General features: G+C 46.0%; 11 protein-coding genes. All 11 read right to left on the bottom strand.

Annotated elements, in window-relative coordinates:
• Nucleotides 1-2 precede the first annotated feature (2 nt).
• Nucleotides 3-1,010, bottom strand: coding sequence for a photosynthetic reaction center subunit M (gene pufM, locus ICN15_RS02155; protein WP_216862770.1), 1,008 nt, complete (start codon nt 1,008-1,010; stop codon nt 3-5).
• 15 nt (nt 1,011-1,025) lie between these two features.
• Nucleotides 1,026-1,844 carry a photosynthetic reaction center subunit L gene (pufL, locus tag ICN15_RS02150; RefSeq protein WP_255532832.1) on the bottom strand — a complete coding sequence of 273 codons (819 nt, stop codon included), beginning with the start codon at nt 1,842-1,844 and terminating at the stop codon, nt 1,026-1,028.
• Between the two features lie 90 nt (nt 1,845-1,934).
• Nucleotides 1,935-2,141: a light-harvesting antenna LH1, alpha subunit gene (gene pufA / locus ICN15_RS02145; protein WP_216200944.1), complete on the bottom strand. Its 207-nt coding sequence runs from the start codon at nt 2,139-2,141 to the stop codon at nt 1,935-1,937.
• Between the two features lie 261 nt (nt 2,142-2,402).
• On the bottom strand, nt 2,403-2,555 hold the full coding sequence (gene pufB / locus ICN15_RS02140) for a light-harvesting antenna LH1, beta subunit (RefSeq protein WP_112294336.1): 153 nt from the start codon (nt 2,553-2,555) through the stop codon (nt 2,403-2,405).
• A 142-nt stretch (nt 2,556-2,697) separates the two neighbouring features.
• Nucleotides 2,698-4,155 carry a chlorophyllide a reductase subunit Z gene (gene bchZ, locus ICN15_RS02135; protein WP_216200942.1) on the bottom strand — a complete coding sequence of 486 codons (1,458 nt, stop codon included), beginning with the start codon at nt 4,153-4,155 and terminating at the stop codon, nt 2,698-2,700.
• Nucleotides 4,155-5,693, bottom strand: coding sequence for a chlorophyllide a reductase subunit Y (gene bchY / locus ICN15_RS02130; protein ID WP_255532831.1), 1,539 nt, complete (start codon nt 5,691-5,693; stop codon nt 4,155-4,157). Before bchY ends, bchZ begins: the two co-directional genes overlap by 1 nt.
• A gap of 24 nt (nt 5,694-5,717) precedes the next feature.
• Complete coding sequence (locus ICN15_RS02125) at nt 5,718-6,725, bottom strand: chlorophyllide a reductase iron protein subunit X (protein WP_216200940.1); 1,008 nt, start codon at nt 6,723-6,725, stop codon at nt 5,718-5,720.
• Nucleotides 6,722-7,669, bottom strand: a complete 948-nt coding sequence (gene bchC, locus ICN15_RS02120; protein ID WP_216200938.1) for a chlorophyll synthesis pathway protein BchC — start codon at nt 7,667-7,669, stop codon at nt 6,722-6,724. Before bchC ends, ICN15_RS02125 begins: the two co-directional genes overlap by 4 nt.
• 150 nt (nt 7,670-7,819) lie before the next feature.
• Entirely contained in the window at nt 7,820-8,947 is a 1,128-nt protein-coding gene (locus ICN15_RS02115; RefSeq protein ID WP_216200936.1) for a methyltransferase, read from the bottom strand.
• A 39-nt stretch (nt 8,948-8,986) separates the two neighbouring features.
• Entirely contained in the window at nt 8,987-9,889 is a 903-nt protein-coding gene (locus ICN15_RS02110) for a polyprenyl synthetase family protein (protein WP_216200935.1), read from the bottom strand.
• A gap of 52 nt (nt 9,890-9,941) precedes the next feature.
• On the bottom strand, nt 9,942-13,760 hold the full coding sequence (locus tag ICN15_RS02105) for a magnesium chelatase subunit H (protein WP_216200933.1): 3,819 nt from the start codon (nt 13,758-13,760) through the stop codon (nt 9,942-9,944).
• Nucleotides 13,761-14,019 lie beyond the last annotated feature (259 nt).

Genomic DNA, 14,019 nt, shown 5'->3' with positions numbered 1-14,019 from the left:
GCTTATCTTCCTGGGATAACTGGTGGAGCTGGTGGCACAAATCCAGTGGTTGCTGGGTCAGGTAATGGAGTTCCAAAAACATATGGATAGGAAGGCGCAACATTGTGCTTCACTGCCCACAAATACCAGTTATCCACTACGGTACCAGTTAACAAAATACCAATACCGCCAATCAAAGGAGTTAGAACAGCAAACCACCAAGCCCAACGGTGAATCGATTCCATGGTGGCATTAAAGCCCATGGTCCATCTCCAGAATAAAGCTGCTCTTTCTGAGGCTGTACCACGATCAACGATTTGCTCAATCTCTCGTTCGCCACCAAAGCGACTGACTGCCAAAATAGTTCCACCATGCATTGCAAACAAGAGGGCAGAGCCATAAAGGAAAACAATAGACAACATATGGAATGGGTTATAGAATAAATTTCCGTAGCGTAGTGAGAAAGCAGCCGTCCAATCTAAGTGCGAGAAGATTCCAAAAGGAACTGCCTCACTCCAGCTACCCATCAACAAGGGGCGAATAAATCCTAATACGAGATATAGCCAGATTGCTGCCAAGAAGCCCCAAGCAATATGCGTACCCATACCTAAGGCAATCGCGCGGCGATACATTCTTCCCCACCACAACAAAATAGAGACAGTCAAGAAGAAGCCAGCCATCATCCACCAACCGCCCTCATTGAGAGGCATGAATAAAGACAAGCCATGCTTAGGTAAGGGTGGATCTAAAGATAGCCAAAATAATTGACGTACAAATTGAATTGGATCCCAATTGACTGAGGCCAACATATTCCAGCCAATAATCTGAAATCCAATAAGGCCAAAAAATAAAGAAGCGATGCCTAAGCCGCCCAAGTAAATGGGTCCGAGCTGCGCATTACCGAGACGACCAAATAAATGAATTAAGACCGGTGTGCCAAAGCGCTCTCGTTCATCACGAGGATCGATAGCTACCCCATGATGTGGCGGCGCGACTACTTGAACTTGAGTAAATAGGTTTTGATATTCCATAATATATTTTTCCTCTTAACGCCAGATTGGCAAGTTCAACCACCAGCCCCACCACTCAGGCCAACCACGTGTCCAGAATGGTCCGCTGATCACGATACAAACAGCACTCCAGAAAACCGCTGCTAAAGCTAAAAATAATCCAAGGCGATGGATTCCTAAAGTACCAATTGAATAACCAATCGCATCTCTAAAAAACGTATCTTCATGCTCAGGCGTTTTAACAAACTGGCCTTTTTGCGGATTGGTTGATGACAAGACCAAGCCACCATGCAGAACTAAAGCAAAGGTAGTTGCAAAGAACAGAGACACCGCAATCATATGCGCTGGGTTGTAGTGAAAATGGAGGTACTGATAGCCGGTATTGGATACCCAATCCAAGTGACTCAAGATGCCGTATGGGAAACCATGTCCCCATGCACCCATCAGTACAGGCCTAATCACAACCAGAGTGAAGTACGCAAACACGGCCATTAAATATCCGAAAGGAACATGCAGTCCCATGCCTAGTTTTCGGCAAATTTCGATTTCACGTAAGGCCCAAGAGAGGAATGCACCTAATGCACAGACCGTAATGAGCTGCCAGAGCCCGCCTTGCAATAAGGGGGCAAAACCTAATCCGTAACTAATATCCGGTGGCGCAATATTAATCTGCCAGGGATTCCACGTAGGACCCTGTGAAGCACCCCACAAAATCAGTGCGGTACCTAAAAAAGCAAAGAAAACGGTAGTGATACCGAAAAATCCAACGTAAAACGGCCCCACCCAAAAATCGAATAAGTCTCCGCCGACTAATGTACCGCCTCTGACGCGATACTTTCTTTCAAAACTAAGCATGGCCATTTTTTATGCTCTCCAATGAATGGATAAATAGGGTTGAGCTAAGCAGCTAATTAACCTAACCCTATTCACCATTTTTTATACAAATTACTTTGCCGCCGGAACTGATGGTGGCATTGCAGATCCTGTTTTTGCATCCATCGCCTTAAACTGGGCTTGGCTTAAACCATCCAACCAGTTAAAACGAACACTGCTCAGCAAAATCAAGTGAATCATCGCTGCAAGACCAAACAAAAAGATACCTTGAACAACCATTGATCGCAACGGATCATAAAGTTTCCAAATTCTCCACATAATCTTCTCCTAATTTAAGTAAGACATAAAGCTATAGACTGCTGACCTCGTACCATCGATAAGTGATTTTTCTTCAGCTCCTGGAAGCCAAGAACTCCACTTCGTTGGCAAAATCTGGGTGAATAAAGAAATAACAAAACACACTACAAAACACAAAATAAAAATAAGATTAAAAGTGATCGAGTCCTCTCTAATCATATTTTGTTCTTTGCCAATAACGTGATCCATTTTCATATCATTCCCCTAAGATTTATTCCGGTTTTAATGGAACCAAGGACGCCATGCCCAAACCAAAATATGGGCAACTACAGCAATAGAAGTAAAACCAACTAAACCTTGGATATACAACTGGTGAAACTCCTTGGCTTCGTCATCAGTAAGGCCAGATATTGAACCTGTTCTGTGATCGCTCATAACCAATTACCTCCTTCAAAAATAGCCTTTCGGCCGTTACCGCGCTTAACCCGCGCGACATGGGCTGTAGCGTACGGCATGCCACATTCCGTTTCCAACAAATCAAGTGACTTGTTGTACTGATTCTTTTTCAATGAGGCCATTACGCTTCAACCTCTTCAATAATCTCTTTGCAAGAAGCCTTCACCCTGGCAGCGGTGATTCTTTCTTCGCTAGCCTTTTCTGCATCTTGCTCAACACGATCACGCATTTCTTTAGCAGCAGAAATCTGGATCAGAACTGGTCTGGTTTTAATGTAATCAGCAACTAGTTTTTGCGCATCTTGATCCCAAGGTAATGCATTGGAACGATAGGTGCGTGTTAATGAGGCGTCGACTTTATCCATATCGGTACCTAACGGCAGGATATAAAAGAGCGCATCAAATAAACCATTACAAAACTCTTGAATGATGTATGTCGCACCTGCATAACCCATGAATGGGGTGCCGGTATGGCGACGAATAATTGCGCCGGGGAAGGATGATGGGATGTAAGAGGCTTTGCTACCGTTTTCAGCCAAATACATTCTTTCGTTATAGCTTCCAAACATAACCAATGGAGGCTTCTCTTTGGTGAGCTTGCGGACATCTTGATTATTCGTTTTCTCGCCAGGCTTTCTGGGGACAGCAAAGCTACAAGGTAAGCCCATCTCATCGGATAAGAAATGACGAATGCCGCGAGTGTAAGTTTCGTTCGCAACGACTGCATAACTTGCTGTACTGAAAAAATCTTGAGTCACTGAACGCCATAAGTCCCAAATTGGCTTAATGGTGGTGTGCTTTTCACGCTCAATAAATGGCTCTGGATCTAAGCCCAGCAATTCACCGAGTTTGCGCAAGAATTGAGTCGTGCTATGCAAACCCAAAGGTGCTTGCAAATAAGGGCGCTCTAAGGCTTCGCAAAGCATACGACCAAACTCGCGATACATACAAATATTGACATCAGCGTTGACTAAATTCTCCACTTCTGACAAATGGGATCCCAGTGGGAAGACCATGTTAATTTCAGCGCCGATGCCTTCAGCCAGTCGGCGAATTTCTGCCAAGTCGCTAGGCATATTGAAGGTGCCATAGCATGGGCCAATAATATTGACACGGGGCTTTTCACCTTCTGCTCTAGGTTTACGCTCTGGAATCTTACGAGTACCGTATTCGCTCCATAACCAATACATCGCGCGGTTAGCACATTGCCACTGATCTTCATCAATCGTTCTTGGCAAGAAGCGGGCAATATTCATGCCCTCAGGAGTAACACCGCCGCCAATCATTTCTGCAATAGAACCAGTCACCACTACTGCTGGTAAATCAGGGTCTAGGGTTGCGTGAGCACGCTTCATTGCGCCCTCAGTACCTTCGCGACCTAACTGTTCTTCCTCTAAACCGGTGACTACAATCGGCAACTCGTGAGGAGGTAATGCATCGGTGTAATGCAAGACTGAAGTAACCGGTAAATTTTCACAACCAACAGGTCCATCAATCACTACTTGCAAGCCCTTGATGGCAGTAAACACATACACTGCACCCCAATATCCACCAGCGCGATCATGATCAATGACAAACATTACATCATCTCCTCAGCTTTGCGCTTCTTCAACTTTTTTTCCATCTTACGACGTACTTCAGCTTTGAATTCTGGGAAGTCTTGGGGAACATCTTCCCAAATACCGGACTTAAATCCAGATCCAGTATCACCAAAGAAGGCCTTCATCTCGTCAAAGCGCGCTTGATTACCAATCGCAGCATTAATCACTTGCGCGAGTGAACCAGCACCTGCAGGACCCATCAATGGTCGAGCTGAAATTAGATTTGTAAAATAAAGGGATGGGATCGAAGCTTGCTTAGCCGCCTGCACCACTGGAGTTGTTCCAATCGCTAAGTCTGGCTTGAACTCTTTCATCGCAGCTAAATCTTGCTCTAAGGAGGCGCGGAATTGTACATGAACGCCTTTTGACTCCAGCCATTCTCGATCTTCATCACTCCAAGGGGTACGTGGGCATGCAGAGCCTACGTAACGGACATCCGCACCGCTCTCAATCAGCAAACGGGCAACGATGAGCTCTGAACCCTCATAGCCGCTTAAAGTAATGCGACCTTTGATCGGTGCAGCAGCCAGTACGCCCTTAATTGCAGGAAGAATCTTATTTTGCGCAGCCGCAATTAAATCTTGGGGAGTATTGGTTGATTTGCCAATGGCTTCTAACCAACGGGCTGTACCTTCGTAACCTACAGGAGCTGAGCCCACAATGGAGCGGCCTGCTGCTTCAAATTCACGAATACATGATGTGTAAAAAGGATGTAATGCGGCAACAGTTGCGCAATCTAGCGCCTGATACATTTCACGCCATTCGCGAGTCGGTACTGAAGCACCTACCGCTAAACCCATCGGCTCAATCATCATGCCGATACCAACCGGATCAGCTGGGAAAATTTCACCCAACAAAGTAATCGTTGGCTTGCTTGAACGGCCAGCGCGTGGGGCTTGAACTGGGCCAGACATCGCTTCATTGCGAGCGTAATTCAGCATTGCCCCTGCTAACACATCTTTTGCTTCAGCATGGGTTGGTACGCCAAATCCAGGTACGTCAATACCGATAATGCGCACACCATTAATTTCTTTTGGCAACAACTGGAGTGGTACGCCACTGGCTGTTGGTACGCATAAGTTAATGATGACGATCGCATCATATTTTTCTGGATCCGCCTCTTGATAGACGGCATCACGAATGTCTTCGAACAACTTACCAGTCACTAATGTCTCAGAATTAAAAGGCACATACCCAACACTACGACGGGCACCATAAAAATGGGAGGTAAAAGTTAAGCCATAAACACAACAAGCAGAGCCAGAAAGAATTGTGGCCGTTCTACGCATCCGCAAACCAACTCGTAGTGCACCAAATGCAGGGCACATGCTTTGTGGTTGATCATGCGGTCCCTTAGGATAGTCTTTTGCATACTGCTGCAAGGTTTCTGACTTACCAGCAGCCTTTGCAGCAGCAAGCATTTCTGCTTCACCAGAATGACAACCTAAACCATCTCCTAAAGTAGGATCAGTTTTTAACTTTTCCTCTGGGGTAATGGGAATAATTGTTTTATTCATAACGGCGTATTGCTATCTATCTTTTTAGGCTTGATCGTAAATAACTTCAAGTGTCTTCTTGATGACTTCGTCTTTACCCATCATGTCTTTAACGGTCGCAGGCTTCAGGACCACATCGCGGCCAGTAATTTCTGAGGAGAACAAGCCAAGCAACTCATCTTGAGTTAAAGGCTTAGGACGCACTGGTGGAGCTTCTGAAACATTGGTAGCCAACTCTTCAAAGAGTGGAGCCCACTGTGTACCAGGCTGACCAATAATTTCATAGCTAGCACTCTTACGGCGAATATCTTCGTTCGCAGGAATCGCTGCCAGTACAGGGATGCCGGCCTTTTCAGCAAAAGCCTGTGCTTCGCCAGTCAGGTCATCTTTATTAATTACCATGCCTGCTACTCCAACGTTGCCGCCTAATTTACGGAAGTACTCAACGGCTGAACACACGTTGTTAGCAACATAAAGGGATTGCAAATCGTTACTGGCAACTACGATCACTTTTTGGCACATATCTCGAGCGATTGGTAAACCAAAACCGCCGCAGACAACGTCTCCCAAGAAGTCGAGTAGCACATAGTCAAAGCCCCAATCATGGAAGCCGAGCTTTTCTAAGGTTTCAAAGCCGTGAATAATGCCGCGCCCGCCGCAACCTCTACCGACTTCAGGTCCGCCAAGCTCCATCGCGAATACGCCATCACGAATAAAGCAAACATCGCCAATCGATACGGACTCACCAGCTAATTTCTTCTTTGATGAAGTTTCGATAATGGTTGGACAAGCTTTGCCGCCGAATAAGAGTGATGTGGTGTCGCTTTTTGGATCGCAACCGATCAACAATACTTTCTTACCCTGCTGAGCCATCATGTAAGACAGGTTTGCAAGTGTGAAGCTCTTACCAATTCCGCCCTTGCCATAAATGGCAATGATTTGAGTTTCTTTAGTCACTGGACCGGTAGAGACTGGATCCGGCTCAATAGCAGCCTCTTTTTTTAGATCCATAAATTGAATTGTTGCTGTTGCTGGGATGCTTGATGAACTCATTGCAGATTTCTCCAATCTAGAACCATTTTTAAACAATCGATATTGTTGAAAGCCGTGTGATAAGCCTCGTTTGCATCTTTAGGTGATGAGCGGTGTGTAATCAAGCCATCTAGCTTTAATTTCCCCGATTCCACTAAATCTTTGATAGCAACTAAATCTCCAGGGGCCCACTGGGCTGCAATCCGAATACGTGCTTCACGCATAAATGCCGGCGGGAAGGAAAAAGAAATCGTGTCATAAAAACCTGCCAAAACAATTTCACCGCCAGGTGCCAGGCAGCTGATCAGTGTGTCAACTAAGCGGGCATCGCCACTCACATCCACAATTGTTTTGTACTTTTTCAGTTGATCATCTTTCGGATCAATGACGTCATATCCAACGGCACCTTCACGGCGCCCTGGATTAGTCTCCCAGACCACTGGACGCTTGCCCTTAGCGACTGCAATGCGCGCGATCAAGCGGCCTAATACACCGTGTCCGACTATCAAATCTGGCTGCTCTTGACCAGGACCAGAAGTAACGTGATAGCCCGTTGCGGCTAAGGCAAAGAGAATCGCCTCTTCGCCCAAATGATCTTGGATGGCAATCACACGATTGCTATCCACTACGACCCGTGAGGCTGCACCGCCAAACAAGCCCTTAATCTCTCCGTAGCACTTAGCTCCAGGAACAAACACTCTTTGACCAACTTTCAGGGTTGAATCTGCGCCCGACTTGATAACTCTGCCGACAGATTCGTAACCAGGTACTAAGGGATAACCCATTCCAGGGAAATTTGGCATTTTTCCAGTCCACAATAATTTTTCTGTGCCCGTACTAATCCCGCTCCACTCCATATCCACCAAGACATCTATAGGGGTCATGGGTGTTAATTCTAGGTCGCTAAGAATGACACTTTCTGGCTTTTCCAGAACGATTGCCCTTGTTTGATACTGATTGGTCATTTCGAACTATGTGGTCTTTTTTTATTAAAAAGTGTAAAAAAATATTTACAGTTACTTTTTAATCCTTATTTGCAAAAATGCCACTAGGGGTTTTCTCTACTAAATGAAATTATTTTTGAATTTTCTTCAAAAACTGCTTTTAAAGCCCCTCTATGCACCAGAAATAGTCGGTTTACTGCACTGCAACACTTGAGCATTGAGTGGCATATACGAATTTAAAAGCTGAATACCCGTGAAGCCCGCTTCGCTTAATAAGCCTCTAATTTCAGCTTCCGTTCTGGGCCTTCCCCTGCCCATGGCCAGGAGATAAAAACCAAAATAGGCATGGCCCATGGCCTCAAAACCTTTGGTCTCAGCCATCGGTTCTGCCAGCAATAAAGTCCCACCGGGATTGAGGGCATTGAACACATTCGTAAGCAACTGCCTCACCCGAACATCATCATGATCAAAAATCACGCGGACCAGTGTTGCCAGATCACAGCCCTTAGGTAAGGGATCTTGAAAAAAGTTGCCACCTACGGCTTGCGCCCTGGTGGATAAGCCAATGTCACTGAAGTGCTTATTGGAGAGCTCTGCTACCCCAGGAATATCAAATAATTTGAAAGTGAGGTGGGGATAACGATTGGCTAATCTTTTAATAAAAGCACCTTGCCCACCACCGATATCGAGCACCATCTGATGCTTATCCATTGGATAGGCATCCAAAATCTCATCCGTCACCAGTGATTGGGTATGTGCCATCAATCGAGAGTAGTCAGCAACCTTTTCAGCGGATAAATTTTCTGGCGCAGCGCCCTGCTCTGGCGTGATGTAGGGCCAGTACTCATTGAGGGCTGCAGAGCTGGTATCGCCTTGTAGTAGCGCAATGGGATCAGAGAGATCACGATAAAAATCAGCATGGTGCTTCACCATATCCAGAATCGCGATATTCCCAACCAAGGGGGCTCCCATCATGCTGAGGGCATAACGGTCTTCATCACGTTTGACCAACAACTTGATCGCCACTGCTGCATCCAATAAACGCCGCAAGCCAGCTGGTTTTAAAGGAACTTGTTTTTGAAGGTCATCAAAACTGAGGGCGCCATTAGCTAAGATATCAAATACATTGACTTGGGTACAGGCAAGTAGGACTTGGGTATAAACAAAGCCCGCCATCAAATCAAATATATCGGAGGCTTGCTTTCTGACTATCCAGCGCGTGAGAGGAAAGCGGGTGGCCCAACGCTGAAAGCTGTGCGATGCAATCAGACGATTTCGCCAATCGAGAAATGATTCCATGAATGGCAATTTATAAATTAGAAAAAAACAAGATGAAAATTAAGAATTACTGGTTTGGCGGAATAGAATCTTTCTCTCTTTATCCTTGAACCAATCTGAAGGCACTAGCCGCTCAGACTCTTGGCTGACTAGACCACGCAACATTTTCTCACCCTTGCAATGCGGTATAGAAGCAATTGCCTTTTGCACCAACTCATCAAACCGTTGCACTGCACCAGTTAAACCTAAATCTTTTGCAGAGCTAGGGCGGTTATGAGCTACGTCCTGTCCAGAAGGCTTGCCTAGAACGCTTTGGTCTGCGACTACATCGCGAATATCATCCGCCACTTGATATGCCTCACCAAGCCACTCACCCAAGGGTCTCCAGGTTGCCGCATCAGCTCCAGCAGCTTGTGCGCCCGCAGCGGTTGCCGCCTCAAATAAAGATCCGGTTTTAGCGCGTTGATAGTCGCTCAAATTGACTCTAGGTTCGCACTCCCAAGCTTGACCAGCAACGATGCCATGGGGTGAACCCACGCTCATGGCAATCGTGTTGATCAAGGGCGCTAAGCGGAAAATCGAACGCGTACCTGAACTTGCTAAACACTGAAAAGCCAAAACAATTAAAGCATCACCTGCAAGCACAGCAATCCGCTCACCATAAGCCGTATGAACAGAAGGTCTGCCTCGGCGTGACTCTGCATCGTCAAAACAAGGTAAGTCATCGTGAACTAAAGACGCACAGTGTAATAACTCGATAGCACTAGCAGCTGCATTGGATAAAGCAGGATCATCATCACCACAAGCAGATGCCACTGCTAAACAGAGTTGAGGGCGAATTCTTGCGCCACCCGGGAACACTGAGTAATGCATGGCCTCTTGTAATAGTTGAGGCCCCTGTTGCGAGCGGGCTAAATGCATTGCTTCTTCAAGACTTTGGTTGATTCGTTCTAACATGCTCATAGTCAATATTGTGTAAATAGTGCGTTGTAAAGATTAGTCTGTGAATACGTAATTAAGCAGCGATGGGTACGTCGTCGTAAATCCCCTCGAGACGATCTTCCAGCTCATCATTAGCCTCTTGCATCTGCTTGAGCATCTCTGGGTCAGGCTGCCAATAATTTCTTTGTGATGCTTCGGTCAAGCGATTCGCTAAACGTGCTGCGGCAGTCGGATTGAGTTTTGCCAAACGTTCGCGCATTTCTGGGTTCAGCATGAAAGTCTCAGTCAACTGCTTGTAAACCCAGGGTTGAACTTGACCTGTAGTAGCTGACCAACCCATCGTATTGGTAATGTGAACCTCAATTTGGCGGACACCTTCATAGCCACTCTCGAGCATGCCTTCATACCATTTTGGATTGAGCATACGAGTACGCGTCTCTAAAGAAACTTGCTCAGAGAGCGTTCTTACCGCGCCCTCACCCTTGGTTTGATCGCCAATGAATACCGGCACATCCGCTCCGCCCTTGGCACGCTTCACTGCTCTCGTAATACCTCCTAAGGTATCAAAGTAATTGTCAATCGTAGTAACGCCTAATTCCATCGAGTCCAGATTTTGATAAGTCATCTGCACATCAGACAAAACGCTCTTCAACAAAGCATTGTTCTGAATCGGCACACCAGCACGTCCAAAAGCAAAGCCTTTTCTGCGGGTATAGGTTTCAGCTAATTCATCTTCCTCTTCCCACACGCTGTTTTCAACCATATTGCTCACGTTCGATCCATAAGCTCCATCTGCATTTCCATAAACCCGCAATGAGGCGGTCTCTAAATCACAACCATGTTCTTTTTGGTATGCCAAGGAATGTTTACGAATGAAGTTTTGCTCAAGTGGCTCATCTTCTGCAGAGGCAGCCATAAATGCAGCTTCAGCCAACAATTTAATTTGCAAAGGTAAGAGATCGCGGAAGATACCAGACAGAGTAATGACTACGTCGATTCTGGGGCGACCTAATTCGCTTAATGAAATCAATTCTGCACCAGCTAAACGGCCATAACTATCAAAGCGGGGTTTAGCCCCCATCAATGCGAGGGCTTGACCAATTTGACCGCCCTCAGATTTCAAGTTATCACTGCCCCATAAAACCATTGCAATGGATTCTGGAAGTTCATGGCTATCTTCTTGGTATTTATCCAGAATGCGTTGAGCTTGTTTAGCGCCATCTTTGACAGCAAAAACACTCGGAATTCTGAAAGGATCAAAGCCGTGCAAATTACGGCCTGTAGGCAGCACTTCAGGGTTACGCATCACATCGCCCCCTGCGGCTGGTCGAATGAAGCGACCGTCTAATGCATCCAACATGCCAGTCACTTCAGTCTCAGCAGACATCAGCTCGTTGGACTTGACCATCTTTCCAAATAAATCGACTAGAGTTTCGCGAGTTCCCAATTCAAGCAACTCGGGATTAGCATCAATTACTTTTTCAAACTTCTCGCCACTCATGAGAGCCTCGACAACGCGATCCTCGATGGGGTGATCCAATGCCACATCAGCCATCGCCTTCAACAAACCAAAGCGCTCAGCCAAAGGGGGCACGGCACCGACCACATGCAAGCCATGGGGTATCAAGGTGTATTCGAGCTCAAGCAATTCGTTAAAGAGACTGCTTACTGTATTTTGCAACCCATTCAAATCAGTCTTATCCCATGCAGGCTCAGCTTTACACAGATCAATTTCAGCAGCTTGTGCCTGAATCAACTCCCCTAAATCAATGCGCTCTTGATCAGCATCGACATCCAAAGATCTAAAGCGTTCGATCGACGCCTTCAAATCGGCTAGACCAGCATATAAACCTGCTTGAGTGACTGGAGGTGTGAGGTAACTAATCAATGTGGCACCAGAACGGCGTTTTGCAATCGCGCCCTCTGAGGGATTATTGGATGCGTACAAGTAAATGTTCGGAAGATCATGAATCAAACGATCTGGCCAGCAGGCACCACTCATACCAGTTTGTTTACCCGGCATAAACTCAAGTGCACCATGTGTTCCAAAGTGAATCACGGCTGTAGCAGCAAAGTCTTCGCGCAAGTAACGGTAGTAAGCCGAAAATGCATGGGTTGGGGCAAAGCCACGCTCAAACAACAAGCGCATTGGATCGCCTTCATAACCAAAGGAAGGTTGAACAGAAATCAGTACATTGCCAAACTGCTTGCCAAGAACAAAAATGGAGCTGCCGTTCGAAAGCTGCTTGCCTGGTGCTGGACCCCATTGAGCCTCGATCTCCTTTAACCAAGGTTCACGACGAACATGGTCATCCACCGGAATTAAAGTATGAACGTTGGCATCTGCACCGTACTGACGAGCATTGCCCTTGAGAATCGAATCGCGTAACTCATCAACTGACTCTGGAACATCAACCGTATAGCCACGCTCTTTCATGCCAATCAATAAATTTTGCAATGACTGGAATACGCTAAGGTAGGCTGCACTCCCAATATTGCCGGCATTGGGTGGGAAATTAAACAGTACCACACCCACTTTTCTCTCGGCACGCTCTGAACGACGTAAATCCACCAACTTACCAATGCGAGCAGCCAACATGCCGACGCGCTCAACACAGGTAAACATATCCTGCGGATTGTGATCGTCTGTGAAAGAGCAATGCTGATGACAGCCATTGCAAGTTGTGCCAGATGCCCCAGGGCGACCACCATAAACCATCGGCACGGTAGAACCATCCAACTCAGGAATAGCCACCATGATGGTGCTCTCTACGGGAAGTAGCCCGCGCTCTGAACTGCCCCATTGCTGCAGATTTTGGAACTCCACTGGGTGAGCAGCAATATACGGAATATCTAATTTAGCGAGTACTTCTTCAGCTGCATGAGCATCGTTGTAAGCAGGTCCACCCACCAAAGAGAAGCCCGTTAAAGAAATCATGGCATCGATGGTTGGCTTACCATCTTGACTGAAGTAATCATCGATTGCAGGACGAGCGTCTAAGCCCGCAGCAAAAGCAGGCACTACCTGCAAACCTTGAGCTTCTAATGCAGCAATAACCGGATCATAGTGACCACTGTTGCCGGAGACTAAATAAGAACGCAGAACTAACAGCCCCACCCTGCCACGCGCTTTTGCATCCGGTATCACTTTTGGTAAATCGCTTAACTTGTTGCTAAGTCTGCTTTTCATCCGCGGGTGATACACACCAGAATCGGGGTACTCAACCGGATCCACTGCTTTTGCATTTTTACGTAATGACTCACGCGATCCAGAGGCATACCTATTGATGAGATTAGTCATCATGTTGTACATGTTCTCTTGAGAGCCGCCCAACCAATACTGCAAGGATAAGAAATAGGCCCTTAAATCCTGGGCTGTGCCAGGTACAAAGCGCAACATCTGCGGGATGATTCGCAACATTTTCATTTGCTTTGCACCAGCTGTACTGCTCTTACTCTTACCATCTTTATCTTTAGCGCTTGGACGAAGCTTTTTCAGCATCGCCATCAAGCCGCTGGCCGGCTGACTCATGTCTAACTTGCCAATTTTTGTTAACTTAGTTACATCACCTGCAGACATAGCGCAAACCATGGCATCGCAATGCTCACGCCTAGCCTTAAGATCGTCCAAGATTGGCAAATAGTGATCTTCCAGGAATAGCATGGTAGCGATCACAATATCGCCAGTGGCAATATCGTCCTTACACTTTTGTAAATGCTCTGGATTACCAGCAAACTCACTAGCTGAATGGATAGTGAGCGTTGCTCCCGGAATGGTTTTCTTTAAATCATCATAGGCGCGATTTGCGGCACTATTTAAATGGGTGTCCATCGTCACAAGCACTAATTTGATAGGCTCATGCAAATGAGAATTTTTTGTTTTTGTCAGCATTTAATCTGTTTTATTTGAAAAGGTTAAATTTGAAAAATTTACTTTCCCTACTCTTTTTACTTTTAGTCTCCGAATGATTTTTTCGGAATCTCAGATTACTGTCAACCTAAATTGACACATTTTTCGCTTTAAAAGTATCATTTAAGGGTATGTCCTAGTAAAAATTCAATGCCAGTATATTGAGGAGCTTGACTACTGATAAATGATTTTGATGCAGTGCAATAAATTGATTTACCCTGTTTTTATTCAAAAAAATTGA

Source organism: Polynucleobacter sp. CS-Odin-A6 (assembly GCF_018882095.1).
Classification (GTDB): Bacteria; Pseudomonadota; Gammaproteobacteria; order Burkholderiales; family Burkholderiaceae; genus Polynucleobacter.
This window is presented reverse-complemented; position numbering and strand designations above follow the sequence as displayed.

What these genes read in the sequence shown, in the direction of transcription:
- pufB (WP_112294336.1), bottom strand. Translation starts at nt 2,555, where the DNA reads ATGAGCGATCACAGAACAGGTTCAATATCTGGCCTTACTGATGACGAA.
- bchY (WP_255532831.1), bottom strand. Translation starts at nt 5,693, where the DNA reads ATGAATAAAACAATTATTCCCATTACCCCAGAGGAAAAGTTAAAAACT.
- pufA (WP_216200944.1), bottom strand. Translation starts at nt 2,141, where the DNA reads ATGTGGAGAATTTGGAAACTTTATGATCCGTTGCGATCAATGGTTGTT.
- pufL (WP_255532832.1), bottom strand. Translation starts at nt 1,844, where the DNA reads ATGCTTAGTTTTGAAAGAAAGTATCGCGTCAGAGGCGGTACATTAGTC.
- pufM (WP_216862770.1), bottom strand. Translation starts at nt 1,010, where the DNA reads ATGGAATATCAAAACCTATTTACTCAAGTTCAAGTAGTCGCGCCGCCA.
- ICN15_RS02115 (WP_216200936.1), bottom strand. Translation starts at nt 8,947, where the DNA reads ATGGAATCATTTCTCGATTGGCGAAATCGTCTGATTGCATCGCACAGC.
- bchZ (WP_216200942.1), bottom strand. Translation starts at nt 4,155, where the DNA reads ATGTTTGTCATTGATCATGATCGCGCTGGTGGATATTGGGGTGCAGTG.
- ICN15_RS02110 (WP_216200935.1), bottom strand. Translation starts at nt 9,889, where the DNA reads ATGAGCATGTTAGAACGAATCAACCAAAGTCTTGAAGAAGCAATGCAT.
- bchC (WP_216200938.1), bottom strand. Translation starts at nt 7,669, where the DNA reads ATGACCAATCAGTATCAAACAAGGGCAATCGTTCTGGAAAAGCCAGAA.
- ICN15_RS02105 (WP_216200933.1), bottom strand. Translation starts at nt 13,760, where the DNA reads ATGCTGACAAAAACAAAAAATTCTCATTTGCATGAGCCTATCAAATTA.
- ICN15_RS02125 (WP_216200940.1), bottom strand. Translation starts at nt 6,725, where the DNA reads ATGAGTTCATCAAGCATCCCAGCAACAGCAACAATTCAATTTATGGAT.